Below are 18,634 nucleotides of genomic sequence, written 5' to 3'. Positions count from 1 at the left end.
CCCAAAAAACCACCCAAGGTATTGCCGATACCTTCGTCCTATGGATTCCCGGCAGACTTCGGACGATCCCTAAGGACGGCAAAGGCCAACGGTCAGGATGGGCAGCACGTCCACGGACGCTCAGCACGGAGACGCTAGATGACGCAATCCTCCCAAGGAACAGCTCTGATCACCGGTGCATCTTCAGGTATCGGTGCGATCTATGCCGATAGGCTCGCCAGACGAGGCTACGATCTGGTGCTCGTGGCGCGCAGGCAGGACGAACTCACGAACGTGGCCGGAGAGATTGCTCGCGTCACGGGGCGCCGCGTGACGACGCTGAGAGCGGATCTCGGCGCCAGGGAGGACCTTCTCAAGATAGAGGGGTTTCTCCGCAGCGACCCATCGATCAACATGCTCGTAAACAATGCAGGCGTTGGCGCGGTGCAGCCACTCCTTGTCTCTGACGTTGAGGACATGGAGCGCATGATCCGGATCAACGTCATCGCGTTGACCCGACTGGTCTATGCCGCCGCTCCTTCCTTCGTGGAGCGGGAAAGAGGTACTATCATCAACGTCGCCTCGGCGCTTGCTCTCGCCCCTGAAATTCTCAACGGTGTCTACGGTGCCACCAAAGCGTTCGTTCTCGCGCTGACGTTCTCGCTTCACAAGGAACTTGCCGAGAAGAGCATTCGCGTTCAGGCCGTCCTTCCGGGGGCTGTGGAGACTCCGTTCTGGGAGGCTTCCGGAGGATCGCTCAAGCATCTTCCAGACAGTATCGTCATGAAAGCCGACGACGCTGTGGACGCTGCTCTAGCAGGCCTGGATATGGGTGAACTGGTGACGCTTCCGTCCATTCCGGACGCGGATGACTGGAATGCGTATGAGGCGGCGAGGCAGAAGTTGATGCCAAACCTGTCGCGGAGCATTCCGGCGCCGCGATATCGCCCCGCAGCGATTCCCCAGAATGCCACGCCCGGAGCGTCCCATGCAGGAATTTAAGTTGCCGATCGCGCTCAAATCGTGGGTGCCAGCAGGACGGCAGGCAGTCGTCCTCGCCACGTTAATAGGTGCGCTGGCATCATGCTCAAACGTATCAAAGACGAAATCTCCCTTCGCGCCTTCAGAAGGTGGTGGAGGTCGTAGCATCGGTTACCTCAACTCTCGGAATTCCGGTGCGAGTTGCACGCCGTCGGGATGCGGATCCACGTCATGACGAAGCACAGCACCGAAGAAGGAGATGACCGATGCCATTGGTGAAGATCCACGTCTTCAAAGGGCGCAGTGTCGATGAACTTCAAACGCTGCTCGACGTCGCCCACGATGTCGTGGTCGAAGCGTTCGGCGTTCCGCGCCGAGATAGGTATCAGATATTGGAGGAGCACGAGAGATCGCATCTTCAAGTCCTTGATACCGGTCTCGGTTTGGATAGATCCGAAAGATTCGTTCTTGTCGAAATCATCAGCCGCGTGCGCTCACGCACGTCGAAGCTCGTCCTATACGAAACGCTTGCTCGGTCGCTTCGAATAAAATGCGGTATCGAGCCGTCCGATGTCATGGTCTCGATCGTGGAGAATTCGGACGAGGACTGGTCGTTCGGTATGGGACGGGCTCAGTTCATGACCGGAGAACTGACTGCAAACAGAACCGACTGAGGCAGTCGTGCCGCACATCAACCTTCGTGGAGACAGTCCGATGGCAAAAACACCGCTCCTCAGCCGCTTTCCTCACACTCGCCTGATTGAGGGTCCGACGCCAATTCAGCGCCTCGACCGCCTCGAGAGTGTCCTCGGTTCGCGTGCAAAGGGTATCACGATATGGGCGAAGCGGGACGACCTTATGGGGTTGGGGGGAGGCGGCAACAAGCTGCGCAAGCTTGAATTCCTTGTAGGGCAGGCCGCGGCCGAAGGGTGCGACACCCTGGTGGCGATCGGAGGAGTCCAATCGAACTTCGCCCGGCTCGCCGCCGCGGCGTGTGCGCGATCCGGCCTGGCATGCGAGCTGGTTCTCGCACAGATGGTTCCTCGGGATACGGCGATCTATCAGGAGAACGGGAACGTCCTGCTGGATCGCTTGTTCGGAGCACGCCTGCACGTCCTGAAGCCGGGGGATGATGCGGGTGGGTTTGCGTCGCGCCGGGCGTCCGAGCTGGCCGCGTCCGGGCGCAAGGCATTTGTGGCCACCCTTGGCGGTTCGACGCCAGTCGGGTGCCTAGGTTATGTGGACTGCGCATTCGAGATCGCGATGCAGTCTGCCGAGTTGGGAGTGGAATTCGACCAGGTAGTCATCCCGAATGGCAGCGGTGGAATGCATGCTGGGCTTGCGGCGGGAATGGTGGTCGCAGGCCGTGAACCTTCCCGAGTACTGGCTCACACCGTCCTGTCACCCGTTGATGCCTGCATTGCCGCTACGGTCGACAAGGTCAATTCGGTTCTCCAGCTTATGTCCAGGAAGGAGCAGGTAGGGCCTGGCGATCTCAGGATCAGCGGCGTGCAGCTCGGAGGCGGCTACGGCGTTCCGACACAGGAGATGGTCGAGGCTGTCAGGCTGCTCGGCAGCACGGAAGGTCTTCTCATCGATCCCGTCTACGGAGGCAAGGCATTCGCCGGCATGCTTTCCGATTTCGACAGCGGCACCATCACGCCGGGATCAAACGTCCTCTTCCTAATGACCGGAGGTTCGCCAGGGCTCTACGCATACGCCGATGCTCTGAACGACGACTAACCCTCGAACGAGGGGCATAGGGTATAGACAGAAACCAACAGAAGTGAGGATCGCATGGCTTCCAAACCAAAAATCGCCGTCATCATCGGCTCAACCCGTCCGACCCGTTTCGGAGACAAACCAGCGCAGTGGATGCTGAAGCAGGCGCAGGCCCGCGACGATATGGATGTGGAGGTGGTCGACCTGCGTGACCATCCGCTGCCGTTCTTCCATGAGGTGGCATCCAATGCATGGGCGCCTAGCCAGGATCCGGAAGCGGTCCGCTGGCAGCAGACCGTCGGGCGGTACGACGGCTACATCTTCGTCGTCGCAGAATACAATCGCTCGATTACGGGGGCGCTGAAGAACGCGCTCGATCAGGCCTACACTGAGTGGAACCGCAAGCCGTTCACTGCGATCGCATATGGCAGCACTGGCGGCTCGCGCGCACTCGAACATCTCAGGGGGATCGGCGTCGAGCTGCAGATGGTCTCCACGCATGCAGCCGTTCACATTGGCGGAAGCGATTTCTTCGCGGTATTTCCGATGGGCGGAAACAAGCCGATCGAGGATATCGAGGCAAATCTCCTGCCATCGGCCAAGACAGCGCTCGACGAGCTGGTCTGGTGGGCAAAGGCGACGATGGCAGCCAAAGCTTCCGAAGCGTGAAGGGTCAAAGCGGAGTTCAGCAACCGACTCCGCAACTCTCCATTGCTTCAGAGGTCACGTAAGCGACAGGTAAAACCCCGGCTGACTCTATGGTCCGCCGGGGTTTTTGTTGCCCTTCACCATCAGGCAGCCTGAGCTACCGATAGTGCCGAAAGGATCTCACTCGTATCGACGATAGCGCTGGCATAGCTGGGCAGGTTGACCTCAAGAGCCGCATGCATCATTTCCGGCGAGTAGTCGGCTACCGCGTCCTTAACGACGGTCACGTCGTAGCCGAGTTCGGCGGCATAGCGCACGGTTGCCTCGATGCAGGTATGCGCGACGAGCCCGATCACGATGAGCCTCTGGATTCCATGCCGCTTCAACTCGAGATCGAGATCGGTGTTGGCGAAACCGCTGGAGCACCAGTGTTCGGAGGCGACGACTTCGCCCGGTTGTGGCACGAACTCGGCGCGGAAGTCTCCGCCCCAGGTGCCGAACTCGAAGCTCTTGCGATGCCATGCCGCGCGCTGGATAGGAGCGATAAACTTCCAATTTTCGTAATCGCCGGCGCGATACCGGTGATGCATTGCGTAGAAGACGCGAAGTTTGGCCTCGCGTGCAGCGTTCAGCACCTGGAGCATGTGCGGCACGCAGTTGTTCGCCTCGGCCACTTCCTTGATCCTCGGCCAGATCTTGCCGCCTTCGGAAATGAAGTCGTTGTATGGATCGACCACCAGCAGACCTGTATTGTTCCGCTCGAAAGACAGTTGTGTCATGGGTATTCCTCCGGTGATCAGGCGGCTTTCGTGGAGGCGGCGTTCTTCAGCGCCGCCCGCTCGATGCTTACCGCAAACAGGGGCGTTTCGCCCTTGTTGTGTGCGATCGACATCGGTTGCCGCTGCGTCCGGAAGATCTCGAACGGGATTCCCTGGCGGTCGAGAGAGGCCATCATCTCGTCCGTCGCATAAGACCTAACCCGGTTGGTGAACTCGCATCGACCCGCGTCGAGTTTCTTGACGCTGAGCTCCCAGGTGACGTGGATCGTCACGCGGCCATTCGGTGTGAAAACGTCGGAATCGGAGTCGAGGATGAGATGATCCTTCTCGCCGAGGGTCTCGAGATAATGCTGGACCATCAGGCTGCCGCCGATCGTCTCGACATTGATCGACATGCGCGTACCGTCGGGCGCCGTTGTGAAGCCTGCGGCGATGTGTGCCGGAGAGCATCCCTGGTATTCCTTCTCGGGCAGGGTGAAGCACCACTTCGGTATATCCACCTGTTCGATCGGTGCGTTGATGATTGCCGAGAAGCTGGAATCGACGATCTGGTTTTCGATGCTGTGCATGTGACTTCTCCATCGCTGGTTGGGTTGTCGGTGCGGAAAATTTCCGCGGCTGGGGCGCGATTTCTCTGACTGGAACGATTGGCAGGATGTGCGCCCGCGCGACCTGCCGTTCCAACGCGCGGGCGCGGCTTTGGCCTAGTTGTCGGCCAAAGTCTGGGTGTAGTGCCCGAGGCGCTCTTCGATGTCCGGGTTCGTCTGAAGCCCCATTTCCATCAGGCGGCCGATGTTCTTCTGCGCCACGGGGCGCTGGACTGACTGGATGAACGCGTCCCAGCCCGCTCCGACTTCCGGATCGCTTGGAAGGCTGGCGAAATCGACGAGGCGTTTCGTATCGGCGATCGCCTGGCGGTCGAAACCAGAAATCCTGGCGGCGAGCGCATCTACAAACGGGTCGAGCTTATCGTCGTCGAACGAACGGTTGACGTAGCCGTATTCCTCGGCGAGCTCGCCGTTGATGTCATCGGAGCCGAGAAGCACTTCGAGCGCGCGGCCGCGCCCCATCAGACGCGGGAGGCGCGCCATCGGACCGCCACCCGGAACGAAGCCGGCTCCGACCTCCCATTGAGAAAGGATTGCATTCTCCTTGCTGGCAAACCGCATGTCGCTGGCGAGCGCCAGTTCGCTGCCGACGCCCGTGGCTCGCCCGCGGATGAGCGCGATGGAGACAACGGGGGCCTTGCTGATGCGAACGAGCATGTCCGGCAGGGGGTGGAGCCCGGTCTTCCCATAGGGAAGGCTTGTGGATTCGGAGAGCGGCGGCGTAAAGTTGTAGTGGGTGAGGAAGAAGCCCGGCACGGCGCTGTCGAAGACGACGACCCTCAGGTTCGTGTCCGCTTCGATCTCCGCGACGACCTTCTCCATCTGCGGAATTGTCTCCGGCCCGAATATGTTGAAAGGCGGATTGTCGAAGGTGACGCGCCAATATGTGGGTGTGCGCTTGTCGATCCGGATCTGCGGCTTCTCGCTCGCCGGCTGTGACCTGGCGTCGGCGGGACGATCGGTCTTTTCCGCAATCATTGTTTGCCCGGAAAGAGCGAGCGCCGGAAGCATGAACACCGCGGCAGCCGTCACGAATTGCGACGACGCGACGACAGCGGTTGTCGAGATGGTTGATCTGACTTTCATGAATACCTCCATTCAGGTTGTTGGAACGATGTCGCTAGGATTCGATTTCGAGCACGAGTTCGATTTCGACCGGCATTCCCAACGGAATACTGGAGACGCCGAGGACGATGCGGGGCGGAACCAACGACGCGCCAAACACGTCGCGCAGAAGCTCGGATGCTCCGTCGGCCACCTTCGGATGTTCCTGGAAACCGCCGGGCGATGCGATGTAGACGCCGAGCTTGGCGATACGGCTGATCTTGTTCAGCGACCCCAGGTGCGCTTTCGCGGCGGCGAGCCCGCTAAGGCAGGCAACACGGGCAGCGTCGTAGCCTTCAGGGACCGAAAGATCCTCGCCGACGCGCCCGTGGTAGACCGCTTCGTGTCCGATCACGGGGAGCATTCCGCTCAGGAAGAGAAGCTTGCCTATCTGTACTGCCTCGACATAGGCGCCGAAAGGCCTTGGCGGGGGAGGGAGTTCGATACCAAGATCCCGCAATCGGGCATCAGCGCCAGCGACTACCATTTTCCCAAATGTGCGCCGTTGTCGACGTGCAGCACCTCCCCGGTGATGTTGGTGGATTCCGTCAGATAGACGACGCCGTTGACGATTTCCTGGACAGCGGTGATCGCGCCCATTGGCGAAAGAGATTTCAGAAAGTCCTTCGGATCCTTTTTATGCATCGGCGTGTCGACGATGCCAGGAGCGACGGCGTTCACCCGGATGTTGTCTTTGGCGAATTCCATCGCGAGGTTCTTCGTGACCGCATTCAGGCCGCCCTTGGTGATCATGGCGAAGGACGCGGTCACGCCGGCGATCGGGTGGTCTGTCAGCGATGTCGTTATCGTGACGACGCTTCCGCCCGAGCCCTGGCGGAGCATCTGCCGGATCGCGTGCTTCGTGAAGTGGATGAATCCTTCGACATTCGTCGCGGTAAGCTGTCGAAGGTCTTCGATCGTGTATTCGAGGAACGGCTTGGTGAAGAAAATGCCCGCGTTGTTCACCAGCGCGTCGATCGATCCGAAGCGTTCGATTGCGCGTCGCGCCACGCGTTCGGCGGTCACTGGATCGCCCACGTCGCCATCGACCAGTTCCAGGTGTTCCGGAGCGTCCGGCAGCAATGCTTCCGTGACACGGCGCGATGTGCCGACGACATTGTAGCCTCGTTCGATGAACGATCTGACCAGTCCTGCCCCGATCCCCTGCGACGCGCCGGTAATCAAGATTGTCTTCTGCGTGCTCATCAGCACCTCCATTGTTCGACCACGCACGATCCTCCGCTCCCGCCGACGCGCGGCAGGTTCGCCAGGATATTCAAAGTCATGTCTCTGCTGCTGCGGATAGGGACGATCGCTGCCGCCTGCCGTGACGACACCATCTCGCGGTTCAGCGCTTCCAGCTATTGTACAAAGGTGTCCCCGATACCTTTGGATCGGGTGTGAGATCATCAGGTGCAATAGACTCACCACGTGCAAGGATCTAAGCAGTGCTCGAGCCACACGAATGGGATGGTGTCTGATATGACGCGCTGGCCAGACCGACGCATTCTCGATCTTTTCGGTATTGAGCTTCCGATCATCCAGGCGCCCATGGCGGGAGCCACGACGATCGAGATGGTGGTCGCCGCAGGGCAGGCTGGCGGATTGGGCTCGCTGCCGAGTGCGCAGTTAACCGTCGATCAATTGGAAGCAGCGATCCGCAACATACGTGGCTTGAGCAAGGCGCCGCTGAACATAAACTTCTTCGTGCATCAAACGCCTCCTGTAGACGCGGTCGCTCAGATGCGATGGAGGGCGTTGCTGGCGTCCTACTATGTCGAGTTTGATCTCGACCCCGCCGCTCCCGTATCCGGCGCGGGTCGCGCGCCCTTCGATGAAGCTTTCTGTGAAGTTGTCGAAGAGCACAGGCCGGAGGTGGTGAGCTTCCATTTCGGCTTGCCTGCCAAGCCGCTATTGGACCGCGTGAAGGCGGCCGGGGCGAAGGTCGTGTCTTCGGCAACGACTGTGGCTGAAGCCGTGTGGCTGGAGGCGAATGGGGCCGACGCTGTCATTGCGATGGGTTCTGAGGCCGGAGGGCATCGTGGCAACTTTCTCACGCAGGACATGTCCACACAGGTCGGAACGATGGCGCTCGTTCCGCAAGTTGTCGATGCCGTAGCGGTTCCTGTGATTGCTGCGGGTGGTATCTCCGACGGGCGGGGCGTCGCCGCAGCCATGATGCTCGGCGCTTCCGCCGTCCAGGTCGGGACGGCCTACCTTTTTTGTCCGGAGGCGAAGATCCCGGCGGTACACGCGCAAGCACTCGCCGAGGCGGGGGATGACAGTACCGCGATCACGAACGTCTTCACCGGCCGCCCCGCCAGAGGTATCGTCAATCGCCTCATGCAGGAACTCGGTCCAATTTCAGAGGCCGTGCCAGCGTTCCCAACAGCCGGAGCCGCGCTGTCTGCCGTGCGCGCACAGGCGGAAAAGGCATCACGCGGGGACTTTACAAACCTATGGGCGGGCCAGTCGGCGAGACTTGCACCCAGGATGGGAACCTTCGATTTGACCCGGAACCTCTACGAAGCAGCGTTAGTGGTGCTCGAGCGCCGAGCCTGCTCGCGTTCGAATATCTCGGAAACGTAGGAATCGAATATGAGGCGCCATCCTCACCCGTATGCAATCGTCGTCGCGGGATCGGCGTCGCTTGCCATCGCCATGGGAGTCGGACGCCTTGATAGTGAGGCTGCCGTGCGCTTCAGTCCGCCTCGACACTTTCTCCGAGGCGGAGCTTTGCAGCCATGTTCACTAGTTCCGGAAGCGTGCGGGCATCCATTTTACGCATGACTTGGCCGCGATGCGCCTTCACGGTGATCTCGCTTATATCGAGCTCGAAGGCGACCTGCTTGTTCAAGAGACCCTTGACCACGCGTATCATCACTTCGCGTTCCCTCTTTGTTAACGTGTCGTACAACCGCTGCAGCCGTCGAAGCTCCTCGTCGCTGCGTAGCATTTCTTCGCTCCGCGCGAGTGCCGCTCGGATCGCCTCCAGAAGCGCCATCGTGTCGATGGGTTTGGTCAGAAAATCGAGTGCGCCCCCCTTGAGCGCCTTTACGGTCATCGGGACATCGCCGAAGCCGGAGACGAAAATAATGGGCATGCGATTGCCGCCAACGTTGATCATGGTCTGCAGATCGAGGCCGTTCAGGCCTGGCATATTGACATCGAGTACGAGACAGCACGGAGCCGACAAGAGGGGGGTTGCAAGGTAGGATTGCGCGGATTCAAAGAGCAGGGGCTGCCAGCCCGCTGATACTATGAGCAGCTCCAGGGATTCCCTGACTGATATGTCGTCGTCGATAACCACGACGGTTGGTCGGTCGATATCCCCGCAATCGGGAAGCGCTGCGTTCGTCATTGCCGAGATCATCCGATACATGTGCTTCATCCCCAGAGAAGACAGCAGGCTCGTCGTCCAATCGAAGTATCTATATCACAACTCTCAACTTGCGGCGCGGCAGCTCAATGCGCTTGCTCCGACCGCGGGCCGAGGATGCGCCGTTCTCGCTAGAAGTCCATTGTACGATGGTATCGCCAGCGGCCCATCGGGATTTTTCCGCGGTCAGCTTGCGCCGACACCATCGTACAATGGATTACGCAACCATCGCCGCCCATGTTGCGTTCGTCGATTGGCTCTGGGGCGTGTTTGCCAACTTCCTCCAGTCGACCGATCGACGCCCAGTGCATTGGCGTAGCTGAATAGGTTCCGGAAAGAGGTTTCGACATGAGAGAACGTCTTGAAGAGATCACGGGTGCAGAACAGAAGGCAGGTGATGGCGGCGCCCTGGATGCGCTGATCGAATTCTACAGGGCATTCAATTCGGCCGACATGGTGGGGCTGGAGGCGATCTGGTTCCCAGGGGCTGCGCCCAGCATGGACAACCCTATCGGGGGAATTCGTCGCGGTTGGAAGGAGATCGCGGGGGGCTATGCCAAGCTGTTCGGTGGCGTCGCCACAGTAAACGTCACGTTCCACGACTTCACCAGCCAGGGTGGACCGGAGTGGCATCTGTTCGTCGGTCGCGAGCGGGGTAAGTGCCGCACCGCCAGCGACAGTCTCGATGTCGCCTTCCGAACAACCCGCTGGTTCGTCCGGCTGGACGGCGTCTGGAGGCAACTCCATCATCATGGCTCGGTCGAAGATCCGGAGATGCTCGCAGCCTATCGAAACATCATTTTCGGCAGCAGCAATTGACCATAGCCGCGTTGCCTTTGCAACGTGTGTTTCCACCGACAGTGGAAACACTTCGCTTCTCAGGCCCGCGGATCCGGAGTGCCCTGCGAGAACGTGTCCGTTGCCTTCCGGAGAAGGCTGTGGCCGATCGCTCCTGCGATAAGGGGGGTGGTATCTTCCCTCGAGCCCCCGCGTCTTTTGATGATGCGGTTAAGGACGCCGTCCGCGGATGAGAGGCGCGACTTCGGTGCCGAGAAGTTCGATAGAGCGACGCATTGCCTCGGTCTCCAGTGCAGCGGTGCTCATCTGGAAGGTGATGCGAGAGACACCGCGCAAGATCTCGTCAACGTGCAGAATCTTACTCGCCACCGTCTGCGGACTGCCAACCAGGAACGCGCCATCCGGACCGCACATTTGCTCAAATTGCGCCTTCGTCGGCGACGGCCAGCCCCGTTCCCGTCCAGCGTCCGTGAACATCTGGAACCACCCCGGAAAGAACGCCTCCCTGGCAACCACGTCGGTTTCTCCGACAAACCCCAGGGCATGTACACCGACCTTCTGGTCCTGCGGGGGATGGCCGGCGGCGTCCCATGCGCGACGATAGAGATCGACCAGAGGCAGGAAACGCTCAAAGCTTCCGCCGATGATGGCGACCATCAACGGCAATCCAAGGGTCCCAGCGCGGACGAAGGATTCAGGCGTGCCGCCGACGCCCAGCCAGATTGGCAAGTTCGGCTGGTGTGGACGGGGGAAGACACCCTCGCCATTGATTGCAGGACGAAAGCGGCCCTGCCAAGTGACATTCGGTTGCTCCCTGATCTTCAGCAGGAGTTCCAGCTTCTCGGCGAAGAGCGCGTCGTAGTCACGCAGGTCGAATCCAAAAAGAGGATAGGCCTCAACGGATGAACCGCGACCGACCACGAGTTCGGCCCTCCCGCCGGATATCAGATCCAGTGTGGCGAACTCCTGGAAGAGCCGCACGGGATCGGCGGCACTGAGGACTGCCACCGCGCTTGTCAGTCTGATCGACTTAGTGCGCGCGGCAGCGGCCGCAAGGATGACGGCCGGAGCTGAATCGAGCGCGTTCTCTCGATGGTGTTCGCCCATTCCGAAAACATCCAATCCAACTTGATCCGCGAGCTCTATCTCCGCCAGGACGCTCTCCATGCGGTCAATGGCTGGCTGCAATCGCCCCGTGACAGGGTCGGTCAAAAGCATTGCGAAACTATCGATACCGATTTCCAATCATCGTTCCTTTCCGGGGTTGAGCTGGTGGTGTCGCCTTACTGAAACATTCTTCCCGCATAGGGACGCTAGCCGCCGTGCAGTCACAGAGGGAGCGGTGCTATCTAAAAGTGCTTCCACCATCACACGACCAGCGGGCATCGCACTAGCCGGCATTTTCTGATCGATTTCATCGAAGGATTCGATATGTGGATTTTGATGGGTCGCCATCGAACAGGCGTCGAGCACAAACCGACGCGCTATGAACTTGTCGATTGATGCGCGCTCCCTGAAAGCCTCGAGGTTGTGTCTGCGCCGATGTCGGTAGCTACGCCCAGCCGTCCACATCGGCTACGGCCCGAGCGAAAGCTTCCGGGGCTTGTTGCGGGAGGTTGTGACCGATCCCCCCTGCGATGAGGCGGTGCTCATATTTCGCCTGGAACTTCAAGGCGTAGGCCTTCGGATCTGGGTGCGGTGCCCCGTTCGCGTCGCCTTCGAGTGTGATTGTCGGGACCGAGATGTCGGGCGCCTTTGCTAGCTCCGCCTCGTACTCGTCGAACCGATCCTCGCCGGGTGCCAATCCAAGGCGCCAGCGGTAATTGTGGATTACGATCTCGATATGGTCGGGATTAACGAAAGCGGCAGCGCTCCTCTCAAACGTCTGGTCGTCAAAATCCCAACTCGGGGAGGCCAGATGCCAGATGAGTTTGGCGAAATCGCTCGTGTATTTCTTGTAGCCCTCCTGGCCCCGATCGGTAGCAAAGTAATACTGATACCACCACTGAAGTTCGGCAGACGGCGGCAGCGGCATCCTGCCTGCGCTCTGGCTTCCGATCAGGTATCCGCTGACTGACACCAGAGCCCTGCAGCGTTCCGGCCAAAGAGCGGCAACTATGTCGGCCGTCCTCGCTCCCCAGTCGAAGCCTGCGATAGTAGCCTGGTTTATCCCCAACGCATCCATCAGCTTGATGGTATCGACTGCGATTGCCGCCTGCTGGCCATTGCGTTTCGTTTCACTTGATAGGAAGCGCGTGCCCCCGTAGCCCCTGAGGAAGGGAACGATGACGCGGTGGCCTCGGTCGGCAAGCAGCGGTGCAACCTGGGCGAAGCTGTTGATGTCGTAGGGCCAGCCGTGCAGCAGCAAGACTGGTGATCCGGTCGCTGGTCCCAGGTCGGCATAGGAGACAAGCAAGTCCCCTGCCTCGATGCTCTTGTTTGCTTCGAGTATGGCTCCGGTAGCAGCCGTTGGTAAGTCCATACGCGTCGTCGCCTGAGAGGCTTCGGCCACCTTTTCACCGAGGACACCCGCGGCGGTAATGGCGAGTGCAACGCTGCCAAACGATCGGCGTGTGAGATTTGCGGGTACGAAATTTGACATTGCGCCAGTCTCCGGTGGTGATTGCTCATCTGCTAGGCTGCGTTCACGATCCAGATTCGGAGAGCATTGCGCTGACCTTCCGTATCGATATCCGTCGCGGATCCGTATCCGGGGACATTGAGACTGACCCGTGTAGCGCGCTACTGCACGATGGTATCGCCTATACAAACGTATCGCCTATACCAAGGTGCACTGCCTTCCTGGTTGTCCCCCGACATAGTCTCCGCTAGCCGGCGGCTGCGGATCAGTCGCGGCCAGAAATCGGGAGCAGAAGATGACCTACCGAGACCAAGAACATACTGGCTCAAGCTTTCCGCTTGTTGTGATCGTAATTGCCATGGTGGCGATCGTCGGGGTCCTGATTGCCATCAGCGATCGACGAGCACCGACGCGTGTCTGGGTGCCATCTGCTTCCGTCGGTTCTGGAGCGAGCGTCGGTCTGTCGGATGCCACTTGACCTATTGAGGTAAATACGATCGTGCAAAGCCCAACCGATAGGCCGTGCCTCCGGCCGCTGATGCCGGAGGAGGTGTCGATAGCCGCAGACGTCCTCAGGGAATACTGTGAAGCTCGACGCTGCGACAGAAAGAGCGAGGAAGCGGAGGCCGTGGCGCGGGACCTCATTCGGTGGCTCCAGTCAGGAGTTCCGACCCTGCAGCGGCTTCAAGAAATCCTCAGAGCGAGATGTTGAGATGGACCATTCCATGCATCCGCTGACCTAGCGCGGGCTTGGCTAAGCTCTCAAGGCACACTCAAGCTTGCCGGCCCACAGAGTACCTTGCGCGTCCGAATGCGCGATTTACAAGTAGATGTTGGGGATTTCATGACGACTGCGAATGACGTTTCACCTCTCACCCAGATGCTCAACAACGCTTTCACCAAGTTCGATCGCAATGGGGACGGTAAGCTGATTGGGCAGGAACTTGAGAACTTCAATCAAATACTGATGACTGGAGTTGCCGTTGATGACAGCGGCCGTCCAAAGGTGGATATGAAGCAGCGGCTGGACCACGACGCCGACGGTGCTGTCGGCCGTGATGAGATGAACTCCACTGGCATACTTATGCCTACGGAGATGACCGATCCGTCGTTGACTTCGCTTCTCAATTACCTGCATGCCAAGAACGATCCGGCGGCGCTGCAGGCAGCGGCGATACTGGAGCTTGATGACTCCACCGAAAGTTGAGAATCGAAAAACGGGAGCCATACTCCCCGTCCTTCTCCGGCTCGCGAAGGTGCAACAGACCATAGTATCGGCGACACTATGGTCCAATGGTTCCGGAACAAGATGATGGTTACCTCAGTCACGTCGCCGGCTGATCGACGGCGACTTACACTAAGGAGCCGGAACATGAACCATCTTGAACTCGAAACGAAAGTCATCCAAGCCGCGCCAGAGAACGCTCCAGTTAGGATGAACCTCGAACTCCTCGTAATATCTGTGTCGGACTCCGACCGCGCTCGGAAATTCTACGAGAGTATCGGCTGGCAAGTCGACATCGATCACTCCGTAGGAGACGACTATCGCATCGTTCAGATGAGCCCTCCTGGATCGGGTTGCGCGATTATGTTCGGAACGAACATAACACTGGCGGCTCCCGGCTCCGCCCAGGGAATGCATCTCGTGGTCGCCGACATCGAGGCTGCCAGGACCGATCTGCTATGCCGAGGCGTGGCTGCCAGCGAGCCCTTCCACGACGTCGGTGGGATATTCCATCATTCGAACGGCAAGGGGATTGTTCTTGGACCCAATCCGGATCGGAAAAGCTATGCGTCGTATTTCACGTTTTCCGATCCGGACGGAAACGTTTGGACAGTCCAGGAGGTCACAGCACGGCTTCCGGGCGCAATAGGTGACACCCGCTTCACTACGCAGCTTTATGAAGCAGTTTGGGGCGTCTCAGGCCCCGCCACGAATGCGTGACACCGAGGCCAGGCAGCGGCGTGCCGCGCTCGGCGCTCTCCTGAAGGTTTACGGCGCGAGCTATCACCCCGAGCGCTGCTCGGATCGGTTCGAGAAGGCCCTCCGTCTTTCTAAAAAAGGCGCAAGAGCCGCGTGAGGCCGCTCTGGGTGCAGGAAACGGTGGTCGTCAACTGGGATTTCTTGGTCGCCGGGTAAGGTGCTTAACTCCAGGTCAGGTCACTCACAGGTTTCCTGCACGAGCAACATGTGCGACACGCCCCCCTAAATCACGATGGTATCAGGCTGGTGCAGTTGCTATCTGACTGCGCGTTTTCCTCTTGGTGGGCGTTCCCAGTACAGGGCACTTTTCTTCCAGTAGGTCGCGAACCCTGAACGGCTGTAGACGCGCGCATTTACGCTTGGGAGCAAGTTTGTGGTCACTTTTAAACTCGGTAAAAGCGCCTCTTTGATCTTGTAGTGAAGCTGCATCCAATACCTTGGTATCGCCAATACCAATGTTCAACTGCACCATCGATCCATCGAGAGCATAGTCTCCGGCGCAGCTCTTTCGGCTGATTAACCTGGAAGGAGATTTTCGGATGAAGATACTAATGGTTTTCACCTCTCATGACACGCTCGGCGACACGGGGCGCAAGACCGGCTTCTGGCTCGAGGAAGGCGCCGCTCCTTATTATGTGTTCCGTGACGCCGGTATTGACCTTACTCTTGCGTCACCTAAAGGAGGACAGCCGCCGGTCGATCCTAAGAGCGATCTCCCTGAGAACCAGACACCCGCGATGGCCCGCTTCAAAGAGGATCCTGAAGCCCAAAAAGTGTTCGCCCACACAAAGCTGCTAAAGGACATGCGGTCGGAAGAGTTCGACGCCGTATTCTATCCCGGCGGCCACGGCCCGATGTGGGATCTGGCAGAGGATCAGGATTCGATCACCCTGATCGAGGCCTTCTACAATGCCGGAAAGCCGGTCGCGGCGGTGTGTCATGCACCTGGCGTTCTGCATCGGGTTACCTACAAAGGCGCTCCTATCGTGAAGGGCAAGCGCGTGACGGGCTTTACCAATACAGAGGAGGAAGAAGTTCAACTCACGAAGGTCGTTCCGTTCCTCGTAGAGGATGAACTTACGCGGCTCGGCGGCCTCTACGAAAAGAGAGGAAATTGGGAGAGCTTCGCTATCACCGACGGTCGCCTTATCACGGGACAAAACCCAGCATCCTCTACAGCAGGCGCGCAGCACCTGGTGAAGCTGCTTACAAGTGGCCACGCCTCAACCGCGGCGTGACTACCGATCAGCTCTTGAGGCCACCGGACGTTCTCCGCAGCCCTTAGCCAATCCCGATGCCAAATCAGCAAGAACCGGAGTGCCGAGAAATAATGAAAGCTTTGAGTTCGAGAACGCTCCCAGTCCCTCCGGGCGGCGTTTGCGGCCAGCCCCTGATATCTGGAGCTTTTCAAATGGGGCACAGGGTGCGTTCTCGATGCCTTTGATATGATCCTGCCCTGTTCGAACTTTAAGTCCACTGCCTGGCAAGGATCATCAAATAGAACCCCCAGGTCGCAATCTGTGGCGTCGGCGACCGAGATGGCAAATTCCGCGGTCTTGTTTGGCCCATCACCATGATGCCTCTTGTTATTGTCTGAATTCCGCGTGGCGGAGCAGTGATCGGGATAGTTAAACGCTCTGGGCTAAGGGAGGGGATCTTGGAATCGAAAAGGCTACCGTTGTGCCAGGTCCATCGTTGGGCGTCGCCCACATGTGGCCTCCGTGGTTTTCGATAATCGACCGGCTGACAGAAAGTCCGATTCCCATTCCGTTACGCTTTGTCGTGAAGAAAGGTTCAAACAGCCTCTCCGCAGAGTCCGCGGCGATGCCGACGCCCGCATCCACGATCGACAAGGTGAGCATGTCCTCCTCTCGTGAAGTCAGCACAAGCAGACGGCGGGGCCACCCCTCGATCTCAGCCATGGCTTCGATCCCGTTCAGGACCAGGTTCAAGATGACCTGCTGGAGCTGAATACGATCGCCTCTGACAGAAGGTAGTCCAGATGCCAACCTAGACTCGAGGACGATAGATCTCTCCCGCATGTCTCTCGCCGACAATGCGATTACTTCGCGAGCAATTTCATTGAGGTCGATGTCCTCCATAGTCGGAGATTGCCGTTTAAACATAGCCCGAAGGCGCTTAACGACTTCGGTTGCGCGCATGGTGTCCCGGATTGTTCTCCGTGCAGTGTCTGCCGCGGAGGCGATGTCCGGCGGATCGAGCGCCAGTAGGCGAACACACGCGTTGGCATTGGCGAGAATGCCCGATAGCGGTTGGCTCACCTCGTGCGCGATGGATGTCGTCAACGCACTTATCGTCATCGCGCGTGAAACGTAGGCAAGTTCTTCTCGCGCTTTTAACAGAGCTTCCTCACTACGTCGGATAGCGTCTTCTGCCCGTTTCGTTTCGGTGATGTCCTGTACAGTCCCCATGAAAACCGGATGGTCACCGATATAATGTGTTACTTTGGCAAGTCCGCGAATGAACCTGACGGAGGCGTCTGTCCTGATGATCCGAAAGACAAAATCGGAGCCTTCGCCGGCAAGCCCCCTTTGCATCTCGACGTCGAAAAGTTCCAGGTCTTCCGGATGGATCCGCTCCCTGACCGCATCGATGCTCGGCTCGACCTCAGGATCGAGATCGAAGATTCGATAAAATTCCTCAGACCAGATATTCTCGTCCCGCTGGACGTCCGATGTGAAGCTACCTGTCGAACTGATCCGCTGCGCTGCGACGAGCTGCGCCTGGCTCCGCTTGAACTGGGTCTCACGCTTTACTAGCGCTTCTTCATGGCGGGTCCTGTCTATGGAAATCCCTGCGATATGCGCTGCTCGGTCGACAATCTGCCGTTCGCGAGGTTTAAGTTCGGTATATTGATGACGGAGGATGGCAAAGATCCCAGCCGTGTTCCCATAGGGCGAGAGAATAGGAATTGCGTGGCAGTAATTGAGCCTGTTCGCCAACATGAACTGGCCCATCGACGTGTGGCGATAATCGCTTTCGAGCAGGTTTTGGATTTCAACCGCCTTCTTTGTGAGCGCTGCGAACGAGCACGCATTCTTGTCCGACGCCACGCTCTTTTGGTCGAAGATCTCTCGGAATTCGCTTGGCAACCGCGGAGCCGCGCCCATTCGAAAAAATTTGCGATCGAGCGACAGCTCGAGAAAACAGCAAAAGAGATCCGGGATCAGATCTTCGACGACATTGCAGAGCTTTTGGAGGACGCTTGCTGATGGTGTCCCCCGGGCCACCATGTCGAGCATCTCCATTTCCTTCCCGAGTAGGTAGGCGGCATCGCGAGAGTCCTGAACGTCGTTCTGAAGTACGCAGTAGTTCGTTAGTTCGCCTGACTTCTCGATAACCGGCACGACTTGAGCCTCAAGCCACCGCAGTGTGCCGTCGGCATGCTGTGCTTGGTACGAGAAGACCGGTGTTTGCTCTCCCTCCATGTATGCCTTGAGCGGAAGCAGGATCTCGTCGAGTTTCCTCGGCTCCCTATCGGCCGAGGCCTCCTGCGCCGAACTCTCAGGCAGAAAGCCGTACCAACGCAACGCCGCTTGATTGGCAAACTCTAGTTCCAAACCAGGGCTGATCAGCAGCGCTGAAAGCGACAACGAATTGAGGAAGCGCCGAAACCCGCCTTCTATGTCCTCTTGGGTTCGGTCGTTAGCGCTCTCACGGCGTTCTGTCGCGAGCCAGCAGATCCTTCCATCATCCGCTAGCGGCGACCCAGCAAGTTCGAACCACCTGAACTCTCCATCTTTTCGTCGCAAACGGGCATTGATCACCCTGCGCCGCTTGGTCCGTCGCGCATTTTGCCCGTACTGTACCGCGAAGACTGCATCATCCGGATGTAAAACTCTCGCCCAGTGTGATGGGTGGCTCAAGCCGAAATCTATACCAGCATATTCTCCAAAACGGGAGTTGCAGTATGAGATCGTGCCCGTTTCGTCGGTCGTCCAGACCAGACCCGGCAGGTGGTCCAGGATCAGCGCCGCATCGGGCTCAATCGGGGTTACCTCCTCGTTGAGTGAAATGGACATCCGGCCGTCCCGTTACCTTCCTTGCCCG

At 58.8% G+C, this 18,634-nt stretch carries 19 protein-coding genes; 10 read left to right on the top strand and 9 right to left on the bottom strand.

The genetic code is table 11. The features are described 5' to 3' along the window. Positions 1-138: 138 nt before the first annotated feature. The 4 genes from JNB85_RS23365 to JNB85_RS23350 all read left to right on the top strand — a co-directional run bounded on the left by JNB85_RS23365 (position 139) and on the right by JNB85_RS23350 (position 3,351). On the top strand, positions 139-981 hold the full coding sequence (locus tag JNB85_RS23365) for an SDR family NAD(P)-dependent oxidoreductase (RefSeq protein WP_220336669.1): 843 nt from the start codon (positions 139-141) through the stop codon (positions 979-981). Between the two features lie 245 nt (positions 982-1,226). Continuing rightward, positions 1,227-1,634: a tautomerase family protein gene (locus JNB85_RS23360; RefSeq protein ID WP_220336668.1), complete on the top strand. Its 408-nt coding sequence runs from the start codon at positions 1,227-1,229 to the stop codon at positions 1,632-1,634. 40 nt (positions 1,635-1,674) lie between these two features. Beyond that, positions 1,675-2,703 (top strand): D-cysteine desulfhydrase family protein, encoded by a 1,029-nt coding sequence (locus tag JNB85_RS23355; protein ID WP_220336667.1) that lies wholly within the window; start codon positions 1,675-1,677, stop codon positions 2,701-2,703. Between the two features lie 54 nt (positions 2,704-2,757). Then, entirely contained in the window at positions 2,758-3,351 is a 594-nt protein-coding gene (locus JNB85_RS23350; RefSeq protein ID WP_220336666.1) for an NADPH-dependent FMN reductase, read from the top strand. Positions 3,352-3,473: 122 nt separating this feature from the next. Here JNB85_RS23350 and JNB85_RS23345 read toward each other — a convergent pair whose 3' ends face one another. The 5 genes from JNB85_RS23345 to JNB85_RS23325 all read right to left on the bottom strand — a co-directional run bounded on the left by JNB85_RS23345 (position 3,474) and on the right by JNB85_RS23325 (position 7,027). Beyond that, complete coding sequence (locus JNB85_RS23345) at positions 3,474-4,109, bottom strand: cysteine hydrolase family protein (protein WP_220336665.1); 636 nt, start codon at positions 4,107-4,109, stop codon at positions 3,474-3,476. A 17-nt stretch (positions 4,110-4,126) separates the two neighbouring features. After that, complete coding sequence (locus JNB85_RS23340) at positions 4,127-4,678, bottom strand: hypothetical protein (RefSeq protein ID WP_220336664.1); 552 nt, start codon at positions 4,676-4,678, stop codon at positions 4,127-4,129. 135 nt (positions 4,679-4,813) lie between these two features. Next, positions 4,814-5,803, bottom strand: coding sequence for an enoyl-CoA hydratase/isomerase family protein (locus JNB85_RS23335; RefSeq protein ID WP_220336663.1), 990 nt, complete (start codon positions 5,801-5,803; stop codon positions 4,814-4,816). Between the two features lie 34 nt (positions 5,804-5,837). Beyond that, positions 5,838-6,308, bottom strand: a complete 471-nt coding sequence (locus JNB85_RS23330; RefSeq protein ID WP_220336662.1) for a RidA family protein — start codon at positions 6,306-6,308, stop codon at positions 5,838-5,840. Continuing rightward, the gene (locus tag JNB85_RS23325) at positions 6,302-7,027 is read right to left on the bottom strand and encodes an SDR family NAD(P)-dependent oxidoreductase (protein ID WP_220336661.1); all 726 of its coding nucleotides are present in this window, start codon (positions 7,025-7,027) and stop codon (positions 6,302-6,304) included. The genes JNB85_RS23330 and JNB85_RS23325 overlap by 7 nt, the downstream gene beginning before the upstream one ends. Before the next feature lie 276 nt (positions 7,028-7,303). Between JNB85_RS23325 and JNB85_RS23320 the strand changes: the two genes are divergently transcribed. Beyond that, a complete protein-coding gene (locus JNB85_RS23320) occupies positions 7,304-8,410 on the top strand; it encodes an NAD(P)H-dependent flavin oxidoreductase (protein ID WP_220336660.1) in 1,107 nt (368 codons plus the stop codon). Positions 8,411-8,522: 112 nt separating this feature from the next. Here JNB85_RS23320 and JNB85_RS23315 read toward each other — a convergent pair whose 3' ends face one another. Then, the gene (locus JNB85_RS23315) at positions 8,523-9,203 is read right to left on the bottom strand and encodes a response regulator transcription factor (RefSeq protein ID WP_220336659.1); all 681 of its coding nucleotides are present in this window, start codon (positions 9,201-9,203) and stop codon (positions 8,523-8,525) included. 345 nt (positions 9,204-9,548) lie between these two features. Here JNB85_RS23315 and JNB85_RS23310 point away from each other — a divergent pair, with 345 nt between their 5' ends. After that, the gene (locus JNB85_RS23310; RefSeq protein ID WP_220336658.1) at positions 9,549-10,019 is read left to right on the top strand and encodes a YybH family protein; all 471 of its coding nucleotides are present in this window, start codon (positions 9,549-9,551) and stop codon (positions 10,017-10,019) included. A 189-nt stretch (positions 10,020-10,208) separates the two neighbouring features. On the opposite strand, the gene JNB85_RS23305 is transcribed toward JNB85_RS23310, so the two are convergent. Then, positions 10,209-11,243, bottom strand: coding sequence for an LLM class flavin-dependent oxidoreductase (locus JNB85_RS23305; protein ID WP_220336657.1), 1,035 nt, complete (start codon positions 11,241-11,243; stop codon positions 10,209-10,211). A gap of 307 nt (positions 11,244-11,550) precedes the next feature. Then, positions 11,551-12,600, bottom strand: a complete 1,050-nt coding sequence (locus tag JNB85_RS23300) for an alpha/beta fold hydrolase (protein ID WP_220336656.1) — start codon at positions 12,598-12,600, stop codon at positions 11,551-11,553. A 274-nt stretch (positions 12,601-12,874) separates the two neighbouring features. Here JNB85_RS23300 and JNB85_RS23295 point away from each other — a divergent pair, with 274 nt between their 5' ends. The 4 genes from JNB85_RS23295 to JNB85_RS23280 all read left to right on the top strand — a co-directional run bounded on the left by JNB85_RS23295 (position 12,875) and on the right by JNB85_RS23280 (position 15,801). Then, positions 12,875-13,057, top strand: coding sequence for a hypothetical protein (locus tag JNB85_RS23295; RefSeq protein ID WP_220336655.1), 183 nt, complete (start codon positions 12,875-12,877; stop codon positions 13,055-13,057). 366 nt (positions 13,058-13,423) lie between these two features. Further along, a complete protein-coding gene (locus JNB85_RS23290) occupies positions 13,424-13,786 on the top strand; it encodes an EF-hand domain-containing protein (RefSeq protein WP_220336654.1) in 363 nt (120 codons plus the stop codon). 165 nt (positions 13,787-13,951) lie between these two features. Then, entirely contained in the window at positions 13,952-14,524 is a 573-nt protein-coding gene (locus JNB85_RS23285) for a VOC family protein (RefSeq protein WP_220336653.1), read from the top strand. A gap of 578 nt (positions 14,525-15,102) precedes the next feature. Continuing rightward, on the top strand, positions 15,103-15,801 hold the full coding sequence (locus JNB85_RS23280) for a type 1 glutamine amidotransferase domain-containing protein (protein WP_220336652.1): 699 nt from the start codon (positions 15,103-15,105) through the stop codon (positions 15,799-15,801). 390 nt (positions 15,802-16,191) lie between these two features. Here JNB85_RS23280 and JNB85_RS23275 read toward each other — a convergent pair whose 3' ends face one another. Beyond that, positions 16,192-18,606 carry a PAS domain-containing sensor histidine kinase gene (locus tag JNB85_RS23275; RefSeq protein ID WP_220336651.1) on the bottom strand — a complete coding sequence of 805 codons (2,415 nt, stop codon included), beginning with the start codon at positions 18,604-18,606 and terminating at the stop codon, positions 16,192-16,194. Positions 18,607-18,634: the final 28 nt, after the last annotated feature.

The organism is Rhizobium mesosinicum, assembly GCF_019511345.1.
In the GTDB taxonomy this organism is placed as follows: domain Bacteria; phylum Pseudomonadota; class Alphaproteobacteria; order Rhizobiales; family Rhizobiaceae; genus Rhizobium; species Rhizobium mesosinicum.
Note: the sequence above shows the minus strand (reverse complement) of the source record. Positions and strands in the feature narration are given on the sequence as shown.

Coding starts and splice junctions, on each gene's coding strand:
- JNB85_RS23365 (WP_220336669.1), top strand. CDS start 139: ATGACGCAATCCTCCCAAGGAACAGCTCTGATCACCGGTGCATCTTCA.
- JNB85_RS23360 (WP_220336668.1), top strand. CDS start 1,227: ATGCCATTGGTGAAGATCCACGTCTTCAAAGGGCGCAGTGTCGATGAA.
- JNB85_RS23355 (WP_220336667.1), top strand. CDS start 1,675: ATGGCAAAAACACCGCTCCTCAGCCGCTTTCCTCACACTCGCCTGATT.
- JNB85_RS23350 (WP_220336666.1), top strand. CDS start 2,758: ATGGCTTCCAAACCAAAAATCGCCGTCATCATCGGCTCAACCCGTCCG.
- JNB85_RS23345 (WP_220336665.1), bottom strand. CDS start 4,109: ATGACACAACTGTCTTTCGAGCGGAACAATACAGGTCTGCTGGTGGTC.
- JNB85_RS23340 (WP_220336664.1), bottom strand. CDS start 4,678: ATGCACAGCATCGAAAACCAGATCGTCGATTCCAGCTTCTCGGCAATC.
- JNB85_RS23335 (WP_220336663.1), bottom strand. CDS start 5,803: ATGAAAGTCAGATCAACCATCTCGACAACCGCTGTCGTCGCGTCGTCG.
- JNB85_RS23330 (WP_220336662.1), bottom strand. CDS start 6,308: ATGGTAGTCGCTGGCGCTGATGCCCGATTGCGGGATCTTGGTATCGAA.
- JNB85_RS23325 (WP_220336661.1), bottom strand. CDS start 7,027: ATGAGCACGCAGAAGACAATCTTGATTACCGGCGCGTCGCAGGGGATC.
- JNB85_RS23320 (WP_220336660.1), top strand. CDS start 7,304: ATGACGCGCTGGCCAGACCGACGCATTCTCGATCTTTTCGGTATTGAG.
- JNB85_RS23315 (WP_220336659.1), bottom strand. CDS start 9,203: ATGTATCGGATGATCTCGGCAATGACGAACGCAGCGCTTCCCGATTGC.
- JNB85_RS23310 (WP_220336658.1), top strand. CDS start 9,549: ATGAGAGAACGTCTTGAAGAGATCACGGGTGCAGAACAGAAGGCAGGT.
- JNB85_RS23300 (WP_220336656.1), bottom strand. CDS start 12,600: ATGTCAAATTTCGTACCCGCAAATCTCACACGCCGATCGTTTGGCAGC.
- JNB85_RS23295 (WP_220336655.1), top strand. CDS start 12,875: ATGACCTACCGAGACCAAGAACATACTGGCTCAAGCTTTCCGCTTGTT.
- JNB85_RS23290 (WP_220336654.1), top strand. CDS start 13,424: ATGACGACTGCGAATGACGTTTCACCTCTCACCCAGATGCTCAACAAC.
- JNB85_RS23285 (WP_220336653.1), top strand. CDS start 13,952: ATGAACCATCTTGAACTCGAAACGAAAGTCATCCAAGCCGCGCCAGAG.
- JNB85_RS23280 (WP_220336652.1), top strand. CDS start 15,103: ATGAAGATACTAATGGTTTTCACCTCTCATGACACGCTCGGCGACACG.
- JNB85_RS23275 (WP_220336651.1), bottom strand. CDS start 18,606: ATGTCCATTTCACTCAACGAGGAGGTAACCCCGATTGAGCCCGATGCG.